The sequence below is a fragment of the Pseudomonas lopnurensis genome (assembly GCF_015070855.1).
Classification (GTDB): domain Bacteria; phylum Pseudomonadota; class Gammaproteobacteria; order Pseudomonadales; family Pseudomonadaceae; genus Stutzerimonas; species Stutzerimonas lopnurensis.
Map to the genome: position 1 here is coordinate 47,060 of NZ_JADDIX010000055.1, position 23,776 is coordinate 70,835.

Genomic DNA, 23,776 nt, shown 5'->3' on the forward strand with positions numbered 1-23,776 from the left:
GTGGCCGGCCCCGGCGGCATGATCGCCGGGGCCGGCTTTTTTATGGCGGTGTCTGAGTTGGCTGTTGTGGATAGACGTACCCTCCTACGGACTTTCAGAGCACCTCGGCACTTCGAGCAACACGCAATCGGGGCAGAGCCTTTTTATCCCCCGCAGGTACCCCATGACTGAGCAGACCCCCGCGGCCGAAGAGCTGCAAACCGAGCACCGCCGCACCATCAAGAGCTTCGTGATGCGCGCCGGGCGCATGACCGAGGGCCAGCAACGCGGGCTGGAGCAGGGCTGGCCGAAGTTCGGCCTGGCCCTCGAGGATGGATTGCGCGATTTCGACGAAGTATTCGGCCGCAGCGCGCCGCGGACATTCGAAATCGGTTTCGGTATGGGGCACTCCACGCTGGAAATGGCGGTGGCGGCGCCGGAACAGGACTTCATCGGCGTCGAAGTGCATAAACCGGGCGTCGGGGCGTTGCTCAGCGGACTTCTGTCACAGAAATCGACCAACGTCCGGGTCTACAGTTGTGACGCCCTGGAGGTGCTGCGCGATTGCGTGGCCGACGCCAGCCTGGACCGGGTCCTGCTGTTCTTTCCCGACCCCTGGCACAAGAGCCGCCATCACAAGCGGCGCATCGTCCAGCCGGCCTTCGCCGAACGGGTGCGCAGGAAACTGAAGATCGGCGGCGTGCTGCACATGGCCACCGACTGGGAGCCCTATGCCGAGCACATGCTCGAGGTGATGAACGCCGCTCCGGGCTACCGCAACCTGGCTGAAGATGGGCGCTGCGTACCGCGCCCTGCAGAGCGGCCGGTGACCAAGTTCGAGCGTCGTGGTGAACGCCTCGGGCATGGCGTCTGGGATCTGAAGTTCCAGCGCGTCGACTGAACGAAGCGATGAGAGGCAGTAGCCGGAGCTACTGCTGTCACGCCGCCTGCTGGCGGTACCAGGTCAGCAGCGCTGGCCGGATCCAATCGAAGAGCCGCGACAGCGGTCAGGGACGAGTGTCGGCCAGGAAGGCATGCCTGCCCACGCCATATAACAATGCAACGCCGATGCCTGGGCATGCCTGGCAGTGCCCATCATCGTGCGTAATTGGGGGGAGTAGACGATGGACGCAAAGATTGGAATCTTCCTGCTGGCGGTCTGCGCCGCGCTGCCGGTACAGGCCAAGGTGGACAGTACCCAGGCCGCCCGGCTGGGGCAGGACCTGACGCCGCTGGGGGCCGAGCGAGCCGGGAATGCGGCCGGCACCATCCCGGCCTGGACTGGAGGGATCACCCCGCCGGCCAGCTACGAGCGAGGCATGCACCACCCGGACCCTTTTGCCGCCGATTCGATGCTCTATCGAGTCGACCGCAACAACCTGACCGCGTACAGCGAGCAGCTCTCCGAAGGGCTCAAAGCACTGCTTGAGCGCAATCCCGAGTACTACCTGCGGGTGTTTCCGACCCGGCGCAGCGCGTCGGTACCGCAGCGCATCTATGACGCCACCCGCTTCAACGCGATGAGCGCCGAGCTGATCGCCAACGGCAACGGCATCCAGGGTGCGGCGGCCGGTATTCCCTTCCCGATACCGCAAAGCGGAATCGAGGTCATCTGGAACCACATCCTGCATTACAAGGGTGACCAGAGCCACATGATCAACAACCAGGCGGTGGTGATCGGCGGCAGGGCCCACTACATCAAGCGCGACCGCCATATCTACTACGTCTACAACCGCGAGGGGATGACCCATGCGGATCTGGACAACACCGTCCTGTATTACAAGTACCGTGTCACCGCGCCGGCCAAGCTCTCCGGCACCGCGTTGGTGGTCCAGGATCCGCTGGACCAGGTGCTGACCACGCGCAAGGCCTGGCGCTACAGCGCGGATGATCGACGGGTTCGCCGTCTGCCTTCGCTGGCATACGATTCCCTGCAGCCGGATACCAGCGGCCTGGCGACCGCCGATGTGGTCGACTCGTTCAATGGCGCACCGGACCGCTATGAGTGGCAGCTACTCGGCAAGCGCGAAATGCTGGTGCCGTACAACAGCTATGCGGTGCATCAGCAAGGCATCCCCTACGACGCCATCGTCCAGCCGCGTACGCTGACCCCGGAACTGCTGCGCTATGAGCTGCATCGCGTATGGGTCGTCGAGGCCACGCTGCGCAAGGGCTTCAGCCATCTCTACGACAAGCGCCGGTTCTATATTGACGAGGACAGCTGGGCGATCCTGGCGGTCGATCTGTATGACGAACACAACCAACTGATCGGCCTGCAGGAAAGCCATCCGGTCAGCTATTACGAGGTGCCGATGTTCAACAGCACGCTCGAGACGCTCTATCACCTCAAGGAGGGGAACTATTTCGTCGATGGCCTGGACAACAACGAGCCGATGTACGACTTCGACGTCAAGCTCAGCCCGCGTGACTTCTCGCCTCAGGCGCTGCGCCGCGGTAACTGAGGCCCCTCCCTGGAAAAAAAAGAAGGGCGTCGCAGGCGCCCTTTTTTTCATGCGTGACGCAGGCCAGCGGCCGCCAGGCTGACGCGGGTGCCAGCTTCGCCTCGGACGATGGCCTCGATCTGTCCGAGCGAGCCGATCACCGCGACCTTGCCGGTATTGCGGGCGAACTGACAGGCTGCCTCGACCTTCGGCCCCATGGAACCGGCGGCGAAGCCAAGGTATTCCAGCTGCTGGGGATGGGCTTCGGCGATCCGCCGCTGCTGGGGAGCGCCCCAATCCAGGTAGGCGCCGTCGACATCGGTGGCGATCACCAGCAGATCGGCACCGAGCTGCTCGGCCAGCAGCGCCGAACACAGGTCCTTGTCGATCACCGCTTCGACTCCTTGCAGTCGCCCGTGCTGGTCGTAAACGGTTGGAATACCTCCGCCGCCGGCGCAGATCACCACGCAGCCCTTCTCAAGCAGCCAACTGATCGGTCTGATCTCGAAGATCCGCTTCGGACGCGGGCTGGGCACCACGCGGCGGAAACGCTCGCCATCGGGTGCGATGCTCCAGCCCCATTGTTCGGCCAGACGCTGTGCCTCTTCGCGATCGTAGACCGGGCCGATCGGCTTGCTCGGCGCCTGGAAGGCCGGGTCTTTCGGGTCCACTTCGACTTGGGTCAGCAGGGTGGCGAAGGGCACCTCGAACGGCAGCAGGTTGCCCAGTTCCTGCTCGATGATGTAGCCGATCATGCCTTCGGTTTCGGCACCCAGTACGTCCAGAGGATAGCTGGGAACATCCTTGTAGGCGGCCCCCTGCAGGGCCAGCAGTCCGACTTGCGGGCCGTTGCCGTGAGCCACCACCAGTTCGTTGCCCGGTGCGATCTGCGCGATCTGCGCGCAGGCCAGGCGGATGTTCTCACGCTGATTCTCGGCGCTCAGCGGCTCCCCCCGGCGAAGCAGGGCATTGCCGCCCAGTGCGATGACGATGCGCATGTCGCGTCCTCCGTGCGCCCCCGACCGCGGACAGCGGTCGGTTCAGATATCGGCAAGGGTGGAGACCAGGATCGCCTTGATGGTGTGCATGCGGTTCTCCGCCTGCTCGAAGGCGATGCAGGTCGGGGATTCGAAGACCTCCTCGGTCACCTCGATGCCGTTGGCCAGGTGCGGATAGCGCATGGCGATCTCCTTGCCGACCTTGGTTTCGCTGTTGTGGAACGCCGGCAGGCAGTGCATGAACTTCACCCGCGGATTGTTACTGGCCTGCACCAGCGCTGCGTTCACCTGGTAGGGCAGCAGCTGCTGGATACGCTCGGCCCAGGCTTCCATCGGCTCGCCCATCGAAACCCAGACGTCGGTGTGGATGAAGTCGACACCCTGCACCGCTGCCTGCGTATCTTCGGTGAGCAGCAGGCGCGCACCGCTCTGCGCGGCGAATTCCTCGCAGGCCTTTACATGCTGTTCGCTGGGCCACAGCGCACGCGGCGCGGCGATGCGGACGTCCATGCCCAGCTTGGCCCCGATCAGCAGCAGTGAGTTGCCCATGTTGTTGCGTGCGTCGCCCAGATAGGCATAGCTGATCTGCTGTAGCGGCTTGTCGCTGTGTTCGCGCATGGTCATGACGTCAGCGATCATCTGCGTGGGGTGGTACTCATCGGTCAGGCCGTTGAATACCGGCACGCCAGCGTAACGGGCGAGTTCTTCGACGATTTCCTGGGCGAAGCCGCGGTACTCGATGGCGTCGTACATCCTGCCGAGCACCCGGGCGGTGTCTTTCATCGTTTCCTTGTGGCCGATCTGCGAGGAGTTGGGATCGATATAGGTGACATTCGCGCCCTGATCGTAGGCCGCCACCTCGAAGGCGCAGCGGGTGCGCGTCGAGGTCTTCTCGAAGATCAGCGCGATGTTCTTGCCCTTGAGGTGCTGGCGTTCGGTGCCGCTGTACTTGGCCCGTTTGAGATCGCGGGACAGGTCGAGCAGATAGCGCAGCTCGCGCTCGCTGTGGTGCATCAGGCTGAGCAGGCTGCGGTTGTGCGTGTTGAAAGGCATCGTTCGCTTCCTCTTTCCACGGGGCACCGGAAGGTGCCGCCTGGCGCTGTCAGTAGTCGATGGCGTCGCGGATGATCGGGCAGGTCATGCAGTGCCCACCGCCGCGGCCGCGGCCCAGTTCGCTGGCGCTGATGGTGATGACCTCGACGCCGGCTTTGCGCAGCAGGGTATTGGTGAAAGTGTTGCGGTCGTAGCCGATGACCACGCCGGGTTCCAGAGCGACGACGTTGTTGCCGTCGTCCCACTGTTCGCGCTCGACTTCATAACTGTCGCCGCCGGTCTCCACCACTCGCAGCGCCGGCAGACCGAGCGCCTGCGCGACCACGTCGAGGAAGGGCGCTTCTTCGCGCCGCAAGTCGATGCCGTCCGGCTTCCGCTCATCGGGGCGCAGACTGAACGCGACGATGCCTTGCACCACGTCGGGGAAGATCGTCACCAGGTCGCGATCACAGAAGCTGAAGACGGTGTCCAGGTGCATGGCCGATCGCGAGCGGGGCAGACCGGCGACGATCACCCGCTCGGCGGCGCCGTTGCGGAACAGTGACTGGGCCAGCTGGCCGATAGCCTGGCGAGAGCTGCGCTCGCCCATGCCGATCAGCACGACGCCCTTGCCGATCGGCATGACGTCCCCGCCTTCCAGCGTGGCGAGGCCGTGATCGCGTTCAGGATCGCCGTACCAGACCTTGAAGTCCTGATCGCGAAACTGCGGATGAAAGCGGTAGATGGCGGCGGTCAGCAGGGTTTCCTGGCGCCGCGCCGTCCAGTGCATCGGATTGAGCGACACGCCGCCATAGATCCAGCAGGTGGTGTCGCGGGTGAAAAGGGTGTTGGGTAGCGGTGGCAGGATGAAGCTCGAGTGGCCCAGGTAGTCGCGGAATAGGCTGACGATCTCGCCGCTCCGGGTGCCCGGAATATCACTGCCGGACACGCCGCCGATCAGGTAGTCGGCAAGCTGTCTGGGTTGCTGTTCTTCAAGCCAGCTGCGCACCTCGCCCTGCAGGCCGATGCCGACCTGGTTGGCGGTGATCTTGCGGTCGAGAATCCATTTCAGGGCCTCTGGATTGCTCACCGTCTCGGTCAGCAAATTGTGCATTTCCAGCACCTCGACGCCGCGCTCGCGCATCTTGCTGACGAAGTCGAAGTGGTCGCGTTTGGCCTGGCTCACCCAGAGCACGTCGTCGAACAGCAGCTCGCCGCAGTTGGTGGGCGTCAGTCGCTGATGGGCCAGGCCGGGCGCGCAGACCATCACCTTGCGCAGCTTGCCTGCTTCGGAGTGAACGCCGAGCTTCGGTAGTTGCAGCGTCGTCATCGTATTGCCTCCATGAGCGGCGCACCTGTAGGGCGCCAGTGACTTGCCGCGACTCGTGGTCGTGGCAAGTGGGCGCGGTAGTGTCTTCAGAGAGAGAGGAAGCCGTCGTAGAGCCCGTAGGCGGCGATCGCCGCGCCTATGAGTACCGCCACGAAGATCAGCTTCTCGATAGTGGTGAACAGCTGCTGTCCCAGCTCATGCTTGGCCTTGGCGAAGAACAGTACGCCCGGGGCATAGAGCAGTGCGGACAACAGCACGTACTGCAAGCCGCCGGCGTACACCAGCCACAACGCGTAGAGCGTGGCGATGGCGGCTATCACGCCCTCCTTGCGGCGCTCGCCCGGGGCGCCCTCGTATCCTTCGCCGCGTATGCCGAGCAGCAGCGCATAGGCCGCCGACCACAAGTAAGGCACCAGGATCATCGACGTAGCGAGGTAGAGCAGGCTCAGGTAGGTGGATGCGTTGAACAGGGTGATGACCAGGAACAGCTGGATCAGCCCGTTCGACAACCACAGCGCGTTGACCGGAACCTGTCTGGCGTTTTCCTTGCGCAGGAAGCGCGGCATGGTGTGGTCGCGCGCCGCGGCAAACAGAATCTCGGCGCACAGCAAGGTCCAGGACAGCAGGGCACCGGCCAGCGAAACCACCAGCCCGACACTGATCAGCACTGCGCCCCAGCGTCCGACCACCTGTTCCAGCACGCCCGCCATCGAAGGGTTCTTCAGGCCCGCCAGTTCGGCCTGGCTCATGATGCCCATCGACAGCACGTTCACCAGCACCAGCAGGGCGAGCACGCTGCAGAAACCGATCACCGTGGCCCGGCCGACATCGCTGCGGCGTTCCGCACGGGCCGAGAAGATGCTGGCGCCTTCGATGCCGATGAATACCCACACCGTCACCAGCATCATGTTGCGCACCTGCTGCATGACGCTGCCGAGCTCGAGGTTGCCGCGGCCCCAGAAGTCGGTGGTGAATACCTCCAGGCGGAAGGCCAGCACGGTGATCACGATGAACAGGATCAACGGCACGATCTTGGCGATGGTGGTGACCAGGTTGACAAACGCCGCTTCTCGGATACCGCGCAGGACCAGGAAGTGCACGCCCCAAAGCACCAGCGAGGCGCCGATCACCGCCGGCAGGGTGTTGCCCTCGCCGAACATCGGAACGAAGTAGCCTAGGGTCTGCTGACGTTTCAGCGCGAACCGCGTTGCTGCGCCAAATGGCGCCAGGCAAGGCGCGGGACGCAGGTAATGGTCGTTTCCTTGCCAAGTCCCGCAACGCCGCATGGCGACATTTGCCGCGCAACCCTTTGGGCCGGGCCTGTTTTTGCGCGATGCGGCGTTACTCGTCGCTTATTTGGAATGACCAAACTTCGCTCCTCGTGCCTTGCCTCGCGCAAAAACAGGCTCCGGCGCGGCCGCGAACGAAACGTCAACAGACCCTAGCGTGCTGAACAGCAGCACGAAGTAGCTGACGTTGCCGATCCACGCGCTGATCCAGTAGCCCCACGCCGAAGAGAAGCCCATGTAATCGCCGAAGCCGGCCTTGGCATAGGCGTAGACGCCAGCATCCAGTTCCGGCTTGCGGTTGGCCAGGCTCTGGAAGACGAAGGCCAGGGTCAGCATGCCAATGGCCGTGATGGCCCAGCCAATCAGAATGGCGCCGGCACTGGCACTGGCTGCCATGTTCTGCGGCAGGGAAAAGATTCCGCCACCGATCATCGAGCCCACGACGAGAGCCACCAGCGCTCCGAGCTTGAGTTGCTTCGAGTCTGCGGCCATGGCTACCCTCCTGGAAAGTTTGCGGCACTGGCTCGATTAAAGTCCGCGGCGAATGGCTACGTAATGATCTCGCTCAAGTAGTCGGGACTTGGTTGCAGGGATGATCGCCCCCGGAAACCGTCGCGATAACCGCTGGAAAGCGCCATGAGCGGCGTGCCAGCCAAAAGCAACAGAGGTGTTCATTGCGTGTTCAGACCTGGTCATCTGCAGCTGCACGACCTTCCTTCGCCGGGAAGGCCAGCCTATCGCCTGCTGCTCGATTACCGTGTGGAGGGTGGCCCGGAGGCGCCGCAGTGGGCCTGTTTCCATCTGCGCGGTGAGATCGGCCAGATCCGGGTAGACGAGCAGTTTCGCATGCACCGGGATGTGGCCTGCAATTTCCTGCAGCGGATTCGCCAATGCCTGCGCCGACACGGCGTGCCCGTCCGCTCGGACGTCGTGTTCGGTTTTCACCGCCTATACGATCCGCTGTTCGAGGATCTGCGCCGGCAGCTGCATTGCCGTGCCGGTGAGCCTGTGGACCTCGACCGCTTCCTGCGTGAAGGCTGAACGGCGCTAGTTGCGGTCGGCGATCACCCCGATGATGAACAACACCAACAGCAACACCGGGGCCAGGGTGTAGTTGTTGAAGTGGGCCAGCCCCTTGGCCAGCCAGGGGCTCAGGTAGATGATGCCGAGGCCGTAGACCAGCGCGCAGAACAGCACGAACAACAGCGTGCGCAGTATGAAGTTCAAGCCGCCGATGTTCTTCTGCACCCAGGCATTGAGCGCCGGGCCGAACAGCACGAACAGGGTGGCCATGATCGCCAGGGAGATATCGGACAGGTGGCTGCGGCTCCAGCGCGACAGGGTGGCGATCAGGTCGAGTAGCAAATCCATGCGGGGTCCTATGGCAGAAAGCGTTGCAGCAGGTCGTTGAGGAACAGCTGGCCCTTGGGCGTGGCGACCAGGCGCTGCGGATCGGCGAGCAGCAGCCCGCGGGTCTCGGCCTCGCGACGGGCCGAGGCGAGCGCGCTCAGCGGCAGGCCGGTGCGCTGAGTGAACAACAGCGCGGGCACGCCGTCGGTGAGGCGCAGCACATTCATCAGGAATTCGAAGGGCAACTCGTCCGCCTGCAACTGTTTTTCACCGGCGCGGAAGGCCTTGGCCGGGTCGAGGTAGTCCTTTGGCAGGCGGGTCTTCCAGCTGCGCAGGATGCGCCCGTCGGCCTGGCTGAGCTTGGCGTGGGCGCCGGCGCCGATGCCGAGGAAGTCGCCGAAGGTCCAGTAGTTCAGGTTGTGCCGCGCCTGCCGTCCGGGCTGCGCATAGGCGGAGGTCTCGTACTGGCGGTAGCCCTGCTCGGCCAGCAGCGCCTGGCCGGCCTCCTGGATGTCCCAGAGGGTGTCGTCTTCCGGCAGTTGCGGCGGCTGGCTCCAGAATACCGTGTTCGGTTCCAGGGTCAGCTGGTACCACGACAGGTGTGCCGGCTGCTGGGCGATGGCGATGCGCAGATCGCTCAGCGCATCGTCCAGGCTCTGATTCGGCAGGCCGTGCATGAGGTCGAGGTTGAAATTGTCGAAACCGGCGGCGCGCGCCATGTCTGCGGCGCGGATGGCTTCGTCACCGTCGTGGATGCGTCCCAGCGCCTCGAGCTTGTCGGCCTGGAAGCTCTGCACGCCGATGGACAGCCGGTTGATACCGAGCTGGCGATAGTCGCGGAACTTGGCCTGCTCGAACGTTCCCGGATTGGCTTCCAGGGTGATCTCGATATCCCCGGCGAAACCGACCCGTCGCTCCAGGCCGTCGACGATGGCTGCCAGTGCCTTGGCGGAAAACAGGCTCGGCGTGCCACCGCCGAAGAAGATCGAGCTCAGCCGGCGGCCCTGGACGTGTTCGAGGTCAGCGCGAAGATCGGCCAGCAGCGCGGCGACGTAGGCATCCTCGGGCAGCTCGGGACCGGCGGTGTGGGAGTTGAAATCGCAGTACGGGCACTTGCGCACGCACCAGGGGATATGGATGTAGGCCGCCAGGGGCGGCAGCTCGAAGCGGCAAGCCTCAAGCGGCAAGTTGTCGGAGTCGCCTTCTCTTGTTGCTTGCAGCTTGTCGCTTGCAGCTTCTTTCATATTTCCAGCCGCGCCTTGAGCTGCGCCATGGCGCGGGCGCGGTGGCTGAGCTGGTTCTTCTCGGCGGCCGGCAGTTCGGCGCTGGAACACGCGCGTTCCGGCACCCAGAACAGCGGGTCGTAGCCGAAGCCGTGTTCGCCGCGCGGGGCATGCAGGATGCGCCCGTGCCAGAGGCCTTCGCAGAGGATCGGCAGCGGGTCGTCGGCGTGCCGCACCAGCGCCAGGGCGCAGACGAACTGCGCGCCGCGCTCGGCGTCCGGGACGTTCGCGAGCACCTCCAGCAGCTTGGCATTGTTCGCCGCATCGCCCTGGCCGCCGGCATAGCGCGCCGAGTAGATGCCCGGCGCGCCGCCCAGGGCGTCCACCGCCAGGCCGGAATCGTCGGCCAGCGCCGGCAGCCCGGAAATCCGTGCTGCATGGCGTGCCTTGAGAATGGCGTTCTCGACGAAGGACAGGCCGGTTTCTTCCGGCTCGATGTCACTGAATTCGGCCACCGAGCGCACGCGCACGGCGTCGCCGAGCATGGCCTGCAGTTCCTTGAGTTTGCCGGCGTTGTGGCTGGCCAGCACCAGTTCGTGGAAAGGCGTCATCGGTCGGGGAAGAATTCCTGGTTGAAGTCGAAGCTGAACGGCTCGGCACCGGTCGGTTGCACGGTCAGGCTGAAGCGCAGGGTTTCCTGCGAATCGAAGGGGAACTGGGCCAGGTAGTAGATCGCTTCATCGCCTTCCTTGAGCTGCTTGAAGCTCAATGGCCGATCCTGGCCGAGCAGGTTCTTCACCTGGCCGCTGACCTGCGCCGCGACCGGCGTGCCGCCCTTGAGCACCGAGACGTTGACCACGCCCCGGGTCTTGCTGCGTACCAGGCCCGCGGCGGCGGCGATGTCGGGCTGCAGGAAGCCGGAGTTGAAGGCGATGTAGTGGATATCGTATTCGCCGACGCTGTGCTTGCGTTCGGCGAGCGCCGGCAGCGTGAGTAGCGCGGCCAGCAGCCCGATCAGGACAGCTTTCATGATGATTTACCTCCAGCGTTGAAGCCGCTCAGCGGGACGGTCCCGTGACGCGGTAGATGCCGATCTCCCCGAGCAGATTCGGCCACAGGCGACTGGCCCAGCCATGCTTGTGCTCACGGTCGACGGCCAGGCGTTCGAGCACTCTGGCGCCGCGCTCCTGGCACAGTCGCTCGAAGTCCTCGAAGGTGCAGAAGTGAATGTTCGGCGTGTTGTACCAAGTGTAGGGGAGGAACTCGGAAACCGGCATGCGACCCTTGCTCGCAAGGTACCAGCGACAGCGCCAGTGGCCGAAGTTGGGAAAGGTGATGATGCATTCGCGGCCGACCCGCAGCATTTCCTTCAGCAGTTTGTCGGGGTAGTGCACGGCCTGCAGGGCCTGGGTCATCACCACCATGTCGAAGCTGTCGCTGGCGAAGTTGCCCAGGCCCAGGTCGAGGTCCTGCTCGATGACGTTGACGCCTTTTTCGATGCAGGCGGCGATGTTGTCGGGGTCGATCTCCAGCCCGTAGCCGCTGACCTGCTTGTGCTCGCGCAGCCAGGCCAGCAGCTCGCCGTTGCCGCAGCCGAGATCCAGCACTCGGCTGCCGGCCGGAATCCAGTCTTGGATGATGTCCAGATCGGCGCGCATCTTCGTTCCTTATACGGCTATGCGGTTCATGTAACCGCGGAAAGCTTGCAGATAGCGGGGATTCGGGATGAGGAAGGCGTCATGGCCCTGGGGCGCTTCGATTTCCAGATAGCAGACGTTCTTGCGCGCGGCCAGCAGCGCATCGACGATCTCCCGCGAGCGCTCCGGCGAGAAGCGCCAGTCGGTGGTGAACGACATCACGCAGAAATTCGCCTTGGCTGCCGCCAGGGTCTTGGCCAGGTCGTCGTCGTGGGCCGCTGCCGGGTCGAAGTAGTCCAGCGCCTTGGTCATCAGCAGGTAGGTGTTGGCGTCGAAGCGGCCGGAAAACTCCTCGCCCTGGTAGCGCAGGTAGCTCTCGACCTGGAATTCGACGCTGTTGAAATCGTAGTTGAGCTTCTCGCTCTTCAGTCCGCGACCGAACTTGGTGCCCATGGCATCGTCGGACAGGTAGGTGATGTGCCCGACCATGCGTGCCAGCATCAGCCCACGCTTGGGGATCACGCCCTGTTCCTGGAAATGCCCGCCATGGAATTCGGGGTCGGAGAGGATCGCCTGCCGCGCGACTTCGTTGAAGGCGATGTTCTGTGCCGACAGCTTGGGCGCCGAGGCGATCGCCAGGCAGTGGCGCACCCGCTCGGGGTAGCTGATGGTCCACTGCAGGGCCTGCATGCCGCCAAGGCTGCCGCCGACCACGGCGGCCCACTGCTCGACGCCAAGACGGTCGGCCAGGCGTGCCTGGCTGTGCACCCAGTCCTCCACGGTGACCACCGGAAAGTCCGCGCCGTAGGGCTTGCCGGTCGCCGGGTTGGTACTGCAGGGCCCGGTCGAGCCGTTGCAGCCGCCCAGGTTGTTCAGGCTGACGACGAAGAAGCGCTCGGTGTCGATGGCCTTGCCCGGGCCGATGCACGAATCCCACCAGCCCGGCTTGCGGTCGTCCAGGCTGTGGTAGCCGGCCGCGTGATGATGGCCCGACAGGGCATGGCAGATCAGCACGGCGTTGCTGCGCGCGGCGTTCAGTTCACCGTAGGTTTCATAGATCAGCTGGTAATCGGCCAGCGTGCGGCCGCAGGCGAGTGACAATGGTTCGGCGAAATGCGCGACCTGCGGACTCACCAGGCCAACGGAATCGGCGGGAATTGCAGTGGGCATCGACCCTGGCTCTTGCTTGAAGAAGGCGGCAAAGTCTAAAGGTATGCGCGCTGCAATTCATCCTGAATCGCAACGGCGCTACCCGATCTGGGCGTTGCCCAGGCTGACCACCTTGCCCTGGCGGCGGATCGGTGCCGGCCGGCGTAGGGCCCGGAGCATTTCCGCGGCCTGCGCCAGTTGCTGCTCCAGCTCGCCGCTGTAACGGGTCAGCAACTGTCCGCGCTGGCTGTTCTGCTGGCTTTCCTGGGCCAGGGTCTTGAGCCGCAGAATGTGGGTTTCCAGCTGTTGCTTGTGCTCCAGGGAGAACTGCAGCAGTGGCGTCAGGGCATCGCCGGACCATTGTTCGGCCTCCTGGCGCAGGCGCTGGTGCAAGCCGATGACCTCCTGTACCAGGGTGGCGAAGAAGCGCCGGGTCAGGGTGCGCTGCTCGGTGAGCAGGGTCTTGAGCTGCAGGCGGAATTGATCGGCCTTGCCCTGCAGGCTCCTGAGTTCGTGCTGATAGGGCCGCAGCAGGAACTGCGGCGGATCGATGCCGTGCAGTGGGCTTTCCTCGTTGTGCCGACGATAGATGGCCGCGACCATCTTGTTGGCGCGCTCGGCTTCCTGTTCGAGGATGCTCAGGTCCTGCTCCATGGAGCGGAAGAAGTGCAGGATGGCGAGATTGATGCCCAGCGTGGTCAGGCTGCCGGTGAGGCTGCGACGCAGGCGCGCCAGATGTTCCTCCAGGCGCTCGGCACGAATCGCCGTCCGCAGCAGTTCGCCCTGGCGCTGCAGCAGGCGCTGGTTGGTCTTCAGATCGAGCAGGCGCTTGTGGTGGCGGTTATGGTCGTGGCGAGTGCGGGCGGTGAGTTCGAGGAGCATCTGGCCGCTGCCCTGCTGGTGGCTGGCCAGCAGGTCGCGCTGCTCGATGACTTTTTCCTGGCGCAGCTTGAGCACGTGCTGGCTGTTCTGTACCAGCGCCAGCACCTGGCGCACCACCTGGTCTTCCAGCAGGCGTTCCTTCTGCGTCAGGATGCGCTCGGCAAGCAGCTTTTCCAGTCGCTCCAACTGGCTGCGGTCGAGCAGCGCCTGATCGCCGCGAATCTTCGCCATCAGTGCCTGCTTGGCCGACAACGGCAGCACGTCGGCGCTGTCGATGCCCAACTGTTGGGCGGTGGCGGCCTGGATTTCACCGATGGCGTCGTGCACGAAGTCCTCGCCGGCCAGGTCGTCCCAGAGCACGTCGATCTTGTTCAGTACGGCGAACAGGCTGTTCTGGGTGTTTTCGTCGAGCTGGCGGATGTGCTGCTGCCAGATCTGCATGTCGCTGGCGGTGACCCCGGTGTCGGCCGACAGCAGGAATATGATCGCCTGGGCATTGGGCAGCATCGACAGGGTCAGTTCCGGCTCGCTGCCCAGGGCGTTGAGGCCGGGCGTGTCGAGAATGCGCAGGCCCTGGCGCAGCAGCGGATGGTCGAAGTTGACCATGGCATGTCGCCAGGCCGGCACCAGCACCCTGTCCGCGCTGCCGGCGCTCTCCAGCGCGCCCGGGTCGAAGCCGAGCTGGATCGCCTGCTCCACCGGCATGGCCTTGGTCAGCGCGACCTGGGTGAAGGCTTCGACCATGCTGTCGGGGTCCTGCGGGTCCAGCGGCAGGTTCAGCCAGTGCCGCGGGGTGCGCTTGAGCTGGGCGATGCCGGTGTCTTCCAGGCGTGACTCGATGGGCAGCAGGCGGATGTAGGAGCGCTCCGAGCGCGGATCGAACAGCAGTTCGGTCGGACACATGGTGGTGCGTCCGGCGCGCGACGGCAGGATGCGCTGGCCGTAGCTGGAAAAGAACAGGCTGTTGATCAGTTCGGTCTTGCCGCGCGAATACTCACCGACGAAAGCCAGCGTGATGTGGTCGGTGCGCAGTACCCGCAGTGCGCGTTCCAGGCGGGTCTCGACGGCCTCGCTGCTGAGCCGGTTGTGCACCAGCCAGCTGCGGTAACGGGTGATCTCGCGAATGAGGTCGCGCTTCCAGGCTACGTAGGCATCCACCTGTCGATCGAGTCGTTCCATGCTCATCCTGCCCCTGGGGAAGTGGGTCGGCGAATTATCGGATTCGCTCTCGCGCGGTCAATCGAGCCGGAGTCGCTAGCCGCCGAAAGGGCCGGGAAGGCGCCTGGGCGGTCGCGGCCCGCTCGAAAAGTCCTGTCGTCCTCGTTCACCCCGCCAGGCAGGTTGGAAACAGCCGAGAAGGCCGAGTCTAGGTGCTACCAGGCGGCAATCCGAACGGGTTTCTCGTTTCCGTCGCCGCTTGGCCGCAAAGCATGAGCGGTGTCTCAGATCAGCATGCGCAGGATGTTCGGCATGTGGGTCATGGTGGCCAGGTTGTTGATCACCAGCATGTCCAGCAGCTTGATCGCGAGGAAGGCGAAGATCGGCGAGATGTCCAGTCCACCGAGGTTCGGCAGCAGCCGGCGGAAGGGTGCCAGCACCGGTTCGCAGAGCTGGTTGACCAGTTGCGCGCCGGGGTTGTGGCTGCCCGGTGCGACCCAGGAGAGGATCACGCTGATGATCAGCGCCCAGAAGAAGATGTTGAGGAACAGCCCGGTGATGCCGACCAGCCCCCAGATCAGCAGCAGCGCCGGATTGCCGGTGGTGCCGTAGGCCACCAGCAGGATCAGCGCCATCAGCACCATCTGCACGATCAGCGCCAGTACCAGCGACGACAGGTCCAGCGTGCCCATGCTCGGAATGATGCGGCGCATCGGCCGCAGCAGCGGGTGGGTCGCCTTGACGATGAACTGGCTGAGCGGGTTGTAGAAGTCGGCGCGCACCAGTTGCAGGATGAAGCGCAGCAGTACGATCAGCAGATAGAGGCTGCCCAGGGTCTGGATGACGAGGATCAGGGCTTGCGAGAGTTGGGACATGAATGCTCCTTATTGGCCCAGTTGTTCGGCGAGTTCGGCCGAGCGTCGCGCGGCGGCGTTCAATGCCTGTTGCACCAGCTGCTCGAAGCCGCCGGCCTGGAAGGCTTTGATCGCCGCTTCGGTGGTTCCGTTCGGCGAGGTGACGCGACGGCGCAGTTCGGCGGCGTCGACGTCGCTCTCGCAGGCCATGCGCGCCGCGCCGAGGGCGGTCTGCAGGGTCAGCTGGGCAGCGGTCTCCCTGGGCAGACCGAGCTGCTCGCCGGCGGCGGTCATGGCCTCGACGAGCAGGAAGAAGTAGGCCGGACCGCTGCCGGAAACGGCGGTCACCGCATCGATCAGGCGCTCTTCTTCGAGCCACAGCGCCAGCCCGACGGCGGACAGCAGTTGCTCGGCCTGCCGGCGCTGGGCATCGTTGACCCGGGCGTTGGCGAACAGGCCGCTGACGCCCTGGCGCAGCAGCGCCGGGGTGTTCGGCATGCAGCGCACGATCGCCTGCGGCTGCGGGCCGAGCCAGCTTTGCAGGCTGTCGCAGCTGATGCCGGCGGCGATGGAGACGATCAGCGGGGCGTGGCCGAGGTGCCGGGCCAGGTCGCGGCAGACCGCCTGCATCACCTGCGGCTTGACCGCCAGTACGACCACGTCGGCGCCCGCCAGCGCCTGGGCATTCTCGGCGAAGGCCTGGATGCCGTGCTCGGCGGCGATCTTCGCGCGCTGTTCGGCGCCGGGGTCGCTGGCGCGGATGGCGTCGGCGGCGACGCCCTGGGCACGCAGGCCGCCGATCAGACTGGCGGCCATGTTGCCGGCGCCGATGAAGGCGATGCGGGGAGTGCTCATGGAGGGGGTTCCTTCATTGGGGGCGGCCGTAGTCACGGGCGCCGAACAGGGCGGTGCCGATGCGGACCCAGGTCGCGCCTTCGGCGATGGCGGCTTCCAGGTCCTGGCTCATGCCCATGGACAGGGTGTCGAGATCGAGCCCGAGTTCATCGCGCAATGCCCGCAGGCGGGCGAAGGCGGCGTGCTGCTCGGCGGGATCGTCGCTGGGCGCCGGGATGCACATCAGCCCGCGCAGGCGCAGGCGCGGCAAGGCGGCGATGGCCTGCGCCAGCGGCTTCAGTGCTTCCGGCGCGCAGCCGGACTTGCTCGCCTCGCCACTGACGTTCACCTGCAGGCAGACGTTCAGCGGCGGCAGCTCTGCGGGACGCTGGTCGGACAGGCGCTGGGCGATCTTCAGCCGGTCGACCGAATGCACCCAGGCGAAATGCTCGGCGATCGGCTTGGTCTTGTTCGACTGGATGGGGCCGATGAAATGCCAGGTCAGCGCCAGGTCGGCCAGCTCGGCCTGCTTGTCCAGGGCTTCCTGCAGGTAGTTCTCGCCGAAGTCGCGCAGGCCGGCGGCGAACGCTTCGCGGATGGCGGCGGCCGGCTGGGTCTTGCTCACGGCGAGCAGGCCGACGCCAGCGGGCTCGCGCTGCGCAGCTTGCGCCGCCTCACGGATGCGCGCTGCGACCTTTGCAATATTCTTCTCTATCGTGGACATTACGTGCGCCCGCCGCCTCAGGGTCTGCGCGGCATTCTACCTGCTTGCTTGTAATTGGGGAGTCCCATGGATATCACAGAACTGCTGGCCTTCAGCGCCAAGCAGGGTGCGTCGGACCTGCACCTTTCCTCCGGCCTGCCGCCGATGATTCGCGTCGACGGCGACGTGCGGCGGATCAACCTGCCGGCCATGGACCACAAGCAGGTGCATGCGCTGATCTACGACATCATGAACGACAAGCAGCGCAAGGATTTCGAGGAATTCCTCGAGACCGACTTCTCCTTCGAAGTGCCGGGCGTGGCGCGCTTCCGGGTCAACGCCTTCAACCAGAACCGCGGCGCCGGCGCGGTGTTCCGCACCATTCCCTCCAAGGTGCTGACCATGGAGGACCTGGGCATGGGCGAGGTCTTCCGCAAGATCACCGACGTGCCGCGGGGGCTGGTGCTGGTCACCGGGCCGACCGGTTCGGGCAAGTCCACCACCCTGGCGGCGATGCTCGACTACCTGAACAACACCAAGTACCACCATATCCTCACCATCGAGGACCCCATCGAATTCGTCCACGAATCGAAGAAGTGCCTGGTCAACCAGCGCGAGGTGCACCGCGACACCCTCGGCTTCTCCGAGGCGCTGCGCTCGGCCCTGCGCGAGGACCCGGACATCATCCTGGTCGGCGAAATGCGTGACCTGGAGACCATCCGCCTGGCGCTGACCGCCGCGGAAACCGGTCACCTGGTCTTCGGCACCCTGCACACCACCTCCGCCGCCAAGACCATCGACCGGGTGGTCGACGTGTTCCCGGCCGAGGAGAAGTCCATGGTCCGCTCGATGCTCTCCGAATCGCTGCAGGCGGTGATTTCCCAGACGCTGCTGAAGAAGGTCGGCGGCGGTCGGGTGGCGGCTCACGAGATCATGATCGGCACCCCGGCGATCCGTAACCTGATCCGCGAGGACAAGGTCGCGCAGATGTATTCCTCGATCCAGACCGGCGGCTCGCTGGGCATGCAGACCCTGGACATGTGCCTCAAGGGGCTGCTGGCCAAGGGCCTGGTCAGCCGCGACAGCGCCAGGGAGAAGGCCAAGCAGCCGGAAAACTTCTGAGTGCCTGAAAAAACGGAACGCCGCTCGATGCGGTTCTTGCCACGACTGCGAGTACGACGATGGAATTCGAGAAACTGCTGCGCCTGATGGTGGAAAAGGGCGCCTCCGATCTGTTCATCACGGCCGGCGTGCCGCCGTCGATGAAGGTCAACGGCAAGATCCTGCCGGTGAGCAAGACCGCGATGTCGCCAGAGATGACCCGCGAAACCGTGCATGGCGTGATGAACGAGCAGCAACGCCGCGAGTTCACCGAGAACCACGAGTGCAACTTCGCCATCAGCGCCCGTGGCATCGGCCGCTTCCGCGTCAGTGCCTTCTACCAGCGCAACCTGGCCGGCATGGTCCTGCGGCGCATCGAGACCAACATCCCGACCATCGAAGAGCTCAAGCTGCCGGACATCCTCAAGAAGCTGTCGATGACCAAACGCGGCCTGGTGCTGTTCGTCGGCGCCACCGGCACCGGCAAGTCGACGTCGCTGGCCTCGATGATCGGCTACCGCAACAAGAACTCCAGCGGGCACATCATTTCCATCGAGGACCCGATCGAATTCATTCACCAGCACCAGAACTGCATCGTCACCCAGCGCGAGGTGGGCATCGACACCAGTTCCTTCGAGGTGGCGCTGAAGAACACCCTGCGCCAGGCGCCGGACGTGATCCTCATCGGCGAGATCCGTACCCGCGAAACCATGGACTACGCCGTGGCCTTCGCCGAAACCGGCCACCTGTGCCTGGCCACCCTGCACGCCAACAACGCCAACCAGGCGCTGGACCGCATCATCAACTTCTTTCCGCCCGACCGTCACAACCAGGTGTGGATGGACCTGTCGCTCAACCTCAAGGCCATCGTCGCCCAGCAACTGGTGCCGACGCCCGACGGCAAGGGTCGCCGTGCGGTCATCGAGGTGCTGATCAACACGCCGCTGGCGGCCGACCTGATCCGCAAGGGCGAAGTGCACGAGCTCAAGTCGCTGATGAAGCGCTCCACCGAGCAGGGTATGCAGACCTTCGACCAGGCGCTGTACAACCTCTACGAGCAGGGCGAAATCACCTACGAGGATGCGCTGCTGCATGCCGACTCGGCCAACGACCTGCGCCTGCTGATCAAGCTGGGTTCGGAAACCGATGGCGAGCATTTGACCAGCGTGTCGCAGGGGCTGAGTCTGGAGATCAGCGAGGAAGACCCGGGCCTGCGCTTCCGTTAGAGACGTTCGATAAAAGCGCTGAAGGCTCGAGGCTGGACGATAGAGAGCCGAACCGACGCTTTTACGTCCAGCCTCCAGCGCTGTTTTCGGCTCTTCGAGCCTTCTATTGGGAGATCACCCATGCAACGACAGGACACCCATAGCAAGGTCATCGGCTATCTTCTGTGGATCTTCGGTTTCCTCGGCTCGCACCGTTTCTATTACGGCAAGCCGGTGACCGGGACCATCTGGTTCTTCACCCTCGGCCTGTTCTTCATCGGCTGGATCATCGACCTGTTCCTGATCCCGTCGATGGACCGCGAAGCCGACCTGCGCTTCACCGCCGGGCGCATCGACTACAACGTCGCCTGGATCCTGCTGACATTCCTCGGCGTGTTCGGCGTGCACCGCATGTACCAGGGCAAGTGGATCACCGGGATCATCTACCTGTTCACCGGCGGGCTGTTCTTCCTCGGCGTGCTCTATGACTTCTGGACGCTGAACACGCAGATTTCCATCCGCAACAACGAGCGTGGCTGACGCTGGACGGGAACGCCGGGCCGGGCTTGTGCGCCGCGGTTCGCGAGCATGGCTCGCTCCTACAGGTTGCGCGAGCTTGCCGGCCCGGTGTTGCGGAGGATGATCCTCTGAAGCTTGAAGCTTCTTCAACCCTCGTAACTGATCCGCCCGTCGACGATCGTGTAGCGCACCGCGCCGGGCAGGCAGTGGCCCAGGAACGGGCAGTTGCGGCCCTTGGAGTACCAGCGTTCGCCGGCCAGGGTCGAACTCTGCGGGTCGAACAGCACCAGGTCCGCCGGCTGGCCGGCCTGCAGTTTGCCGACGGGCAGTTGCAGTGCCGCCGCCGGGCCGCTGGACAGGCGCGCCAGCAGCGTCGGCAGATCGAGCAGACCATCCTGAACCAGCGTCAGTGCCAGGGGCAGGAGGATTTCCGCACTGCTGATACCCGGTTCGGTTTCGCCGAACGGCGCCAGCTTGGCGTCGGCTTCATGCGGTTGATGATGACTGGATATGGCCGAGATCACGCCGGCCTTGACCGCTTCGCGCAAGCCGTCGCGATCTGCCGCGCTGCGCAGCGGCGGCTGCACGTGATAGAGGCTGGAGAAACCGTGCAGCGCCTCGTCGGTGAGAATCAGCTGGTACATCGCCACGTCGGCGGTGACCGGCAGGCCGCGCGCCTGGGCGTCGGCGATCATCTCGGCGCCCCGGGCGCTGCTCAGCTGGCTGAAATGCGCGCGCACGCCGGACTGTTCGACCAGCAACAGGTTGCGCGCCAGCGCCACGGTTTCCGCGGTTTCGGGAATGCCCGCCAGGCCGAGAAAGCTGGCGGCCGGACCTTCATGGGCGAGCCCGCCCTCGGCCAGGTCGCGGTCCTGCGAGTGGAAGATCACGCTGAGATCGAAGGTGGCCGCGTATTCCAGCGCGCGTCGCAGGTTGCGGTTGCTGGCGAAATCGGCCAGGCCGTTGCCGAAGGCGACGCAGCCGGCCTCGCGCAGCGCGACCAGTTCGGAGAGCTGGTCGCCGGCCAGGTTGCGGGTCAGCGCGCCGATCGGGAAGACTTTGGCGTGGCCGGATTCGCGGGCACGGTCGAGGATCAGTTCGGTGACGGCCGCGGTGTCCAGCACCGGGCGCGTCTGCGGCGGGCAACACAGGCTGGTGATGCCGCCTGCAGCCGCGGCCAGGGTTTCGCTGGCGATGGTGCCCTTGCGGCTGTAGCCGGGCTCGCGCAGGGCCACGGCCAGGTCCACCAGCCCGGGGGCGGCGCTCAGCCCCCGGGCATCGAGCATCCGCTGGGCATCGAAGCCGGCCGGCGCCTGGCCGATCGCGGCGATCCTGCCGCCCTCCAGGAAGATGTCGGCGACTTCGTCGCGCCCGCTGGCGGGGTCGATAACGCGCGCGTCGAGGATTCGGGTTGCCACCATCACTGCTGCTCCTCGGATACGGTTTCGGAATCGATCTGGCGCTGGGCGGCCTGGCCGCTCATCGCCATGGACAGCACCGCCATGCGGATGGCGATGCCGTAGGTGACCTGGTTGAGGATGACCGACTGTGGACCGTCGGCCACCGCCGACTCGATTTCCACGCCGCGGTTGATCGGGCCGGGATGCATGACGATGGCGTCGGGCCTGGCCAGTGCCAGGCGCTGGGTGGTCAGGCCGTAGAGCTTGTAGAATTCGCCTTCGCTGGGCAGCAGCCCGCCCTGCATGCGCTCGCGCTGCAGGCGCAGCATGATCACCACGTCGACGTCGCGCAGGCCTTCGTTCATGTCGTTGAACACACGTACACCGTACTGATCGAGCCCTTCGGGCAGCAGGGTCTTCGGGCCGATCACGCGGATGTCCGGGCAGCCCAGGGTTTTCAGTGCCAACATGTTCGAGCGCGCCACCCGCGAGTGCAGGATGTCGCCGACGATGGCCACCGAGAGGTTCTCGAAGCCGCCCTTGTGACGGCGGATGGTGAGCATGTCGAGCATGCCCTGGGTCGGGTGGGCGTGCCGCCCGTCGCCACCGTTGATCACCGCCACGTCGGGGCAGACGTGCTCGGCGATGAAGTGCGCGGCGCCGGAGTCGGCATGGCGCACCACGAACATGTCCGCCGCCATGGCTTCGAGGTTGCGCAGGGTGTCGGTGAGCGTCTCGCCCTTGCTGGTCGAAGAGGTCGAGACGTTCAGCGTGATGACGTCGGCCGACAGGCGCTGCGCCGCCAGTTCGAAGGTGGTGCGGGTGCGCGTGGAATTCTCGAAGAACACGTTGCAGACGGTCTTGCCGCGCAGCAGCGGAACCTTCTTCACCGCGCGCGCGCCGACCTCGAGGAAGGAGTCGGCGGTGTCGAGGATCTCGGTGAGCAGCTCGCGGGGCAGGCCGTCGAGGGAGAGAAAGTGGCGCAGCTGACCGTTGTCGTTCAGCTGTAGCGGGCGCTTGGCGTCGGTGGGCGTCATCGCAGGATCTCGGTTGGCGGCGGGAGATGGGCGGATTGGTGGTTGTGCTGCGTAACGATCAGGGCTGGCTGGCTCCCATCAGCTGCGGTTCGAGCGCCAGCGGGGCGGGACCGAGCAATTTTATCCGCTGCTCGGGTGCCAGCGACAGCGTGGCGCCGACCACATCGGGGCGGATCGGCAGTTCACGGGCGTTGAGGTCGAGCAGGCAGACCAGCGTCACGCTGGCCGGGCGGCCATAGTCGAACAGCTCGTTGAGCGCTGCGCGGATGGTGCGGCCGGTCATCAGCACGTCGTCGATCAGGACCAGGTGCTGGCCTTCGATCTCGAAGGGCAGCTCCGAGGGCTGCACCTGCGGATGCAGGCCCTTCTGGGTGAAGTCGTCGCGGTAGAAGGATACGTCGAGGATGCCGAGCGGTTCGTTCTGTCCGCGCGCCTCGAGCAGCGCCTGGGCGACCCAGACGCCGCCGGTACGGATGCCGATGAAGCGCGGCGCCTGGATGTCGCGTTCGTTCAGGTGCCGCTTCAGTGCTTCGGCCATCTCTGGCAACAGCTGCTCGGGATTGGGCAGGTTCATGCAAATCTCCTTCAGGTCCGGATCAGGCTGGCGCGTGGTCGCTCAGCCAGCCCTCCAGTAACAAGGCGGCGGCCAGCGCATCGACCGGGCGTTCGCGATAGCCGCCGTGCTGGCCCTGGCGCAGACGCTCGCCCTTGGCCTCGAACGTGGTCAGGCGTTCGTCGTGGGTGTGTACCGGCAGGTTGAAGCGGCCGTTGAGCCGGCGGGCGAATTTTTCCGCGCGGGCGCTCATCTCGCTCGGGCTGCCATCCATGTTCAACGGCAGGCCGACGACCAGGGCATCGGGTTGCCATTCACGCAGCAAGGCTTCGACCCGCTGCCAGTCCGGCACGCCGTTCTGCGCCTTGAGCACGCACAGCTCGCGGGCCTGGCCGGTGACGACCTGGCCGACGGCCACGCCGATCTGCTTGGTGCCGTAGTCGAAGCCGAGCAGCAGGCGGGGCCCGTTCATGCGTGGCCGACCTGAGTGCTGAGCAGGCGCAGGTCGATGCCGAGGGACGCCGCGGCAGCGTTCAGGCGCTGATCGTGCGGCAGGTCGAAGAGGATGTCCGGGCGGGCCGGGCAGCTCAGCCAGGTATTGTCGGCCAGTTCGGCTTCGAGCTGGCCGGCATCCCAGCCGGCATAACCGAGTGCGACGAAATAGCGCTCGGGCCCCTGGCCGTCGGCGATGGCGAACAGTACGTCCTGGGACGTGGACATGCCCAGCGAGCCGAGCGACAGGGTCGCCTGGAACTGCTGGTCGGCCGGGTGCAGGACGAAGCCGCGGTCGGTCTGCACCGGGCCGCCGGAGAAGATCGGCAGGTTCTGGCAGAGCGCCGGTATCGGCGCGTCCGGGCGCAGTTGCTCGAGGATGTCGGCCAGGCTCAAGCCGCTCGGGCGGTTGACGATCAGGCCCATGGCGCCTTCCGGGCCATGCTCGATCAGGTAGATCAGGGCCTGGGCGAAATTCGGATCGGCCATTTGCGGCATGGCGATCAGAAAGTGATGCTTGAGGTAGCTGGGCGCGGTGTTTTTCATGCGCGTTAGCTTAAGCGTTGCACCGCTTTCCGGCTACCGCTGCGACGGTTCGTCCGGGAGGCCG

24 protein-coding genes and 2 pseudogenes are annotated in these 23,776 nt (G+C 65.2%); 6 read left to right on the forward strand and 20 right to left on the reverse strand.

The genetic code is table 11. The features are described from left to right. Positions 1-163 precede the first annotated feature (163 nt). A complete protein-coding gene (trmB, locus tag IN820_RS10670; protein WP_193680959.1) occupies positions 164-880 on the forward strand; it encodes a tRNA (guanosine(46)-N7)-methyltransferase TrmB in 717 nt (238 codons plus the stop codon). 223 nt (positions 881-1,103) lie between these two features. Continuing rightward, positions 1,104-2,441 carry a DUF1329 domain-containing protein gene (locus IN820_RS10675; RefSeq protein ID WP_193680960.1) on the forward strand — a complete coding sequence of 446 codons (1,338 nt, stop codon included), beginning with the start codon at positions 1,104-1,106 and terminating at the stop codon, positions 2,439-2,441. A 47-nt stretch (positions 2,442-2,488) separates the two neighbouring features. Here the strand turns inward: IN820_RS10675 and arcC are convergent, their stop codons facing one another. The 5 genes and pseudogenes from arcC to IN820_RS10700 form a co-directional block, all read right to left on the reverse strand. After that, positions 2,489-3,418 (reverse strand): carbamate kinase, encoded by a 930-nt coding sequence (gene arcC / locus IN820_RS10680; RefSeq protein WP_193680961.1) that lies wholly within the window; start codon positions 3,416-3,418, stop codon positions 2,489-2,491. A 42-nt stretch (positions 3,419-3,460) separates the two neighbouring features. Next, positions 3,461-4,471: an ornithine carbamoyltransferase gene (locus IN820_RS10685; protein WP_193680962.1), complete on the reverse strand. Its 1,011-nt coding sequence runs from the start codon at positions 4,469-4,471 to the stop codon at positions 3,461-3,463. Between the two features lie 49 nt (positions 4,472-4,520). Further along, positions 4,521-5,780: an arginine deiminase gene (gene arcA / locus IN820_RS10690; RefSeq protein WP_193680963.1), complete on the reverse strand. Its 1,260-nt coding sequence runs from the start codon at positions 5,778-5,780 to the stop codon at positions 4,521-4,523. 86 nt (positions 5,781-5,866) lie between these two features. After that, positions 5,867-6,961, reverse strand: a pseudogene (locus IN820_RS10695) (basic amino acid/polyamine antiporter); the annotation flags it as partial. Between the two features lie 258 nt (positions 6,962-7,219). Continuing rightward, positions 7,220-7,561: pseudogene (locus IN820_RS10700) on the reverse strand (amino acid permease); the annotation flags it as partial. Between the two features lie 144 nt (positions 7,562-7,705). On the opposite strand from IN820_RS10700, the gene IN820_RS10705 reads away from it, so the two are divergent. Further along, entirely contained in the window at positions 7,706-8,110 is a 405-nt protein-coding gene (locus IN820_RS10705) for a DUF5064 family protein (protein ID WP_235989131.1), read from the forward strand. 6 nt (positions 8,111-8,116) lie between these two features. Here the strand turns inward: IN820_RS10705 and IN820_RS10710 are convergent, their stop codons facing one another. The 10 genes from IN820_RS10710 to IN820_RS10755 form a co-directional block, all read right to left on the reverse strand. After that, entirely contained in the window at positions 8,117-8,440 is a 324-nt protein-coding gene (locus tag IN820_RS10710; RefSeq protein WP_193680964.1) for a DUF3392 domain-containing protein, read from the reverse strand. An 8-nt stretch (positions 8,441-8,448) separates the two neighbouring features. Continuing rightward, entirely contained in the window at positions 8,449-9,663 is a 1,215-nt protein-coding gene (hemW, locus tag IN820_RS10715; RefSeq protein WP_235989132.1) for a radical SAM family heme chaperone HemW, read from the reverse strand. Further along, a complete protein-coding gene (rdgB, locus tag IN820_RS10720; RefSeq protein ID WP_193680965.1) occupies positions 9,660-10,253 on the reverse strand; it encodes an RdgB/HAM1 family non-canonical purine NTP pyrophosphatase in 594 nt (197 codons plus the stop codon). Before rdgB ends, hemW begins: the two co-directional genes overlap by 4 nt. Continuing rightward, positions 10,250-10,672, reverse strand: a complete 423-nt coding sequence (locus tag IN820_RS10725) for a DUF4426 domain-containing protein (RefSeq protein WP_193680966.1) — start codon at positions 10,670-10,672, stop codon at positions 10,250-10,252. The genes rdgB and IN820_RS10725 overlap by 4 nt, the downstream gene beginning before the upstream one ends. A gap of 28 nt (positions 10,673-10,700) precedes the next feature. Further along, positions 10,701-11,300, reverse strand: coding sequence for a methionine biosynthesis protein MetW (metW, locus tag IN820_RS10730; protein WP_193680967.1), 600 nt, complete (start codon positions 11,298-11,300; stop codon positions 10,701-10,703). Between the two features lie 9 nt (positions 11,301-11,309). Further along, positions 11,310-12,449 (reverse strand): homoserine O-succinyltransferase MetX, encoded by a 1,140-nt coding sequence (metX, locus tag IN820_RS10735; RefSeq protein ID WP_193680968.1) that lies wholly within the window; start codon positions 12,447-12,449, stop codon positions 11,310-11,312. A 78-nt stretch (positions 12,450-12,527) separates the two neighbouring features. After that, a complete protein-coding gene (locus IN820_RS10740; protein WP_193680969.1) occupies positions 12,528-14,495 on the reverse strand; it encodes a dynamin-like GTPase family protein in 1,968 nt (655 codons plus the stop codon). 257 nt (positions 14,496-14,752) lie between these two features. Next, positions 14,753-15,343 (reverse strand): YggT family protein, encoded by a 591-nt coding sequence (locus tag IN820_RS10745; protein ID WP_193680970.1) that lies wholly within the window; start codon positions 15,341-15,343, stop codon positions 14,753-14,755. Positions 15,344-15,352: 9 nt separating this feature from the next. After that, complete coding sequence (gene proC / locus IN820_RS10750) at positions 15,353-16,177, reverse strand: pyrroline-5-carboxylate reductase (protein ID WP_193680971.1); 825 nt, start codon at positions 16,175-16,177, stop codon at positions 15,353-15,355. Between the two features lie 13 nt (positions 16,178-16,190). Then, positions 16,191-16,880, reverse strand: coding sequence for a YggS family pyridoxal phosphate-dependent enzyme (locus IN820_RS10755; protein ID WP_193680972.1), 690 nt, complete (start codon positions 16,878-16,880; stop codon positions 16,191-16,193). Between the two features lie 66 nt (positions 16,881-16,946). Here IN820_RS10755 and pilT point away from each other — a divergent pair, with 66 nt between their 5' ends. From pilT to IN820_RS10770, 3 genes are all read left to right on the forward strand, one after another. After that, positions 16,947-17,981, forward strand: a complete 1,035-nt coding sequence (gene pilT / locus IN820_RS10760) for a type IV pilus twitching motility protein PilT (RefSeq protein ID WP_193680973.1) — start codon at positions 16,947-16,949, stop codon at positions 17,979-17,981. A gap of 59 nt (positions 17,982-18,040) precedes the next feature. Then, the gene (locus tag IN820_RS10765; protein ID WP_193680974.1) at positions 18,041-19,186 is read left to right on the forward strand and encodes a PilT/PilU family type 4a pilus ATPase; all 1,146 of its coding nucleotides are present in this window, start codon (positions 18,041-18,043) and stop codon (positions 19,184-19,186) included. A gap of 120 nt (positions 19,187-19,306) precedes the next feature. Then, positions 19,307-19,705 carry an NINE protein gene (locus IN820_RS10770; protein ID WP_193680975.1) on the forward strand — a complete coding sequence of 133 codons (399 nt, stop codon included), beginning with the start codon at positions 19,307-19,309 and terminating at the stop codon, positions 19,703-19,705. A 125-nt stretch (positions 19,706-19,830) separates the two neighbouring features. Here IN820_RS10770 and IN820_RS10775 read toward each other — a convergent pair whose 3' ends face one another. From IN820_RS10775 to IN820_RS10795, 5 genes are read right to left on the reverse strand one after another with little or no spacing between them, the layout of a single operon-like run. Continuing rightward, positions 19,831-21,105, reverse strand: coding sequence for a dihydroorotase (locus tag IN820_RS10775; protein ID WP_193680976.1), 1,275 nt, complete (start codon positions 21,103-21,105; stop codon positions 19,831-19,833). Then, complete coding sequence (locus IN820_RS10780; protein ID WP_193680977.1) at positions 21,105-22,121, reverse strand: aspartate carbamoyltransferase catalytic subunit; 1,017 nt, start codon at positions 22,119-22,121, stop codon at positions 21,105-21,107. Before IN820_RS10780 ends, IN820_RS10775 begins: the two co-directional genes overlap by 1 nt. Before the next feature lie 58 nt (positions 22,122-22,179). Then, positions 22,180-22,695 carry a bifunctional pyr operon transcriptional regulator/uracil phosphoribosyltransferase PyrR gene (gene pyrR / locus IN820_RS10785; RefSeq protein ID WP_193680978.1) on the reverse strand — a complete coding sequence of 172 codons (516 nt, stop codon included), beginning with the start codon at positions 22,693-22,695 and terminating at the stop codon, positions 22,180-22,182. A gap of 22 nt (positions 22,696-22,717) precedes the next feature. Then, on the reverse strand, positions 22,718-23,146 hold the full coding sequence (ruvX, locus tag IN820_RS10790; protein WP_193680979.1) for a Holliday junction resolvase RuvX: 429 nt from the start codon (positions 23,144-23,146) through the stop codon (positions 22,718-22,720). Continuing rightward, positions 23,143-23,712, reverse strand: coding sequence for a YqgE/AlgH family protein (locus tag IN820_RS10795; RefSeq protein ID WP_193680980.1), 570 nt, complete (start codon positions 23,710-23,712; stop codon positions 23,143-23,145). Before IN820_RS10795 ends, ruvX begins: the two co-directional genes overlap by 4 nt. Positions 23,713-23,776 lie beyond the last annotated feature (64 nt).

Coding starts and splice junctions, on each gene's coding strand:
- pyrR (WP_193680978.1), bottom strand. CDS start 22,695: ATGAACCTGCCCAATCCCGAGCAGCTGTTGCCAGAGATGGCCGAAGCA.
- metW (WP_193680967.1), bottom strand. CDS start 11,300: ATGCGCGCCGATCTGGACATCATCCAAGACTGGATTCCGGCCGGCAGC.
- trmB (WP_193680959.1), top strand. CDS start 164: ATGACTGAGCAGACCCCCGCGGCCGAAGAGCTGCAAACCGAGCACCGC.
- arcA (WP_193680963.1), bottom strand. CDS start 5,780: ATGACGACGCTGCAACTACCGAAGCTCGGCGTTCACTCCGAAGCAGGC.
- IN820_RS10710 (WP_193680964.1), bottom strand. CDS start 8,440: ATGGATTTGCTACTCGACCTGATCGCCACCCTGTCGCGCTGGAGCCGC.
- IN820_RS10740 (WP_193680969.1), bottom strand. CDS start 14,495: ATGAGCATGGAACGACTCGATCGACAGGTGGATGCCTACGTAGCCTGG.
- IN820_RS10765 (WP_193680974.1), top strand. CDS start 18,041: ATGGAATTCGAGAAACTGCTGCGCCTGATGGTGGAAAAGGGCGCCTCC.
- IN820_RS10725 (WP_193680966.1), bottom strand. CDS start 10,672: ATGAAAGCTGTCCTGATCGGGCTGCTGGCCGCGCTACTCACGCTGCCG.
- arcC (WP_193680961.1), bottom strand. CDS start 3,418: ATGCGCATCGTCATCGCACTGGGCGGCAATGCCCTGCTTCGCCGGGGG.
- proC (WP_193680971.1), bottom strand. CDS start 16,177: ATGAGCACTCCCCGCATCGCCTTCATCGGCGCCGGCAACATGGCCGCC.
- IN820_RS10795 (WP_193680980.1), bottom strand. CDS start 23,712: ATGAAAAACACCGCGCCCAGCTACCTCAAGCATCACTTTCTGATCGCC.
- IN820_RS10770 (WP_193680975.1), top strand. CDS start 19,307: ATGCAACGACAGGACACCCATAGCAAGGTCATCGGCTATCTTCTGTGG.
- ruvX (WP_193680979.1), bottom strand. CDS start 23,146: ATGAACGGGCCCCGCCTGCTGCTCGGCTTCGACTACGGCACCAAGCAG.
- rdgB (WP_193680965.1), bottom strand. CDS start 10,253: ATGACGCCTTTCCACGAACTGGTGCTGGCCAGCCACAACGCCGGCAAA.
- IN820_RS10705 (WP_235989131.1), top strand. CDS start 7,706: ATGAGCGGCGTGCCAGCCAAAAGCAACAGAGGTGTTCATTGCGTGTTC.
- IN820_RS10685 (WP_193680962.1), bottom strand. CDS start 4,471: ATGCCTTTCAACACGCACAACCGCAGCCTGCTCAGCCTGATGCACCAC.
- IN820_RS10675 (WP_193680960.1), top strand. CDS start 1,104: ATGGACGCAAAGATTGGAATCTTCCTGCTGGCGGTCTGCGCCGCGCTG.
- IN820_RS10745 (WP_193680970.1), bottom strand. CDS start 15,343: ATGTCCCAACTCTCGCAAGCCCTGATCCTCGTCATCCAGACCCTGGGC.
- IN820_RS10775 (WP_193680976.1), bottom strand. CDS start 21,105: ATGGTGGCAACCCGAATCCTCGACGCGCGCGTTATCGACCCCGCCAGC.
- pilT (WP_193680973.1), top strand. CDS start 16,947: ATGGATATCACAGAACTGCTGGCCTTCAGCGCCAAGCAGGGTGCGTCG.
- IN820_RS10780 (WP_193680977.1), bottom strand. CDS start 22,121: ATGACGCCCACCGACGCCAAGCGCCCGCTACAGCTGAACGACAACGGT.
- metX (WP_193680968.1), bottom strand. CDS start 12,449: ATGCCCACTGCAATTCCCGCCGATTCCGTTGGCCTGGTGAGTCCGCAG.
- IN820_RS10755 (WP_193680972.1), bottom strand. CDS start 16,880: ATGTCCACGATAGAGAAGAATATTGCAAAGGTCGCAGCGCGCATCCGT.
- hemW (WP_235989132.1), bottom strand. CDS start 9,663: ATGAAAGAAGCTGCAAGCGACAAGCTGCAAGCAACAAGAGAAGGCGAC.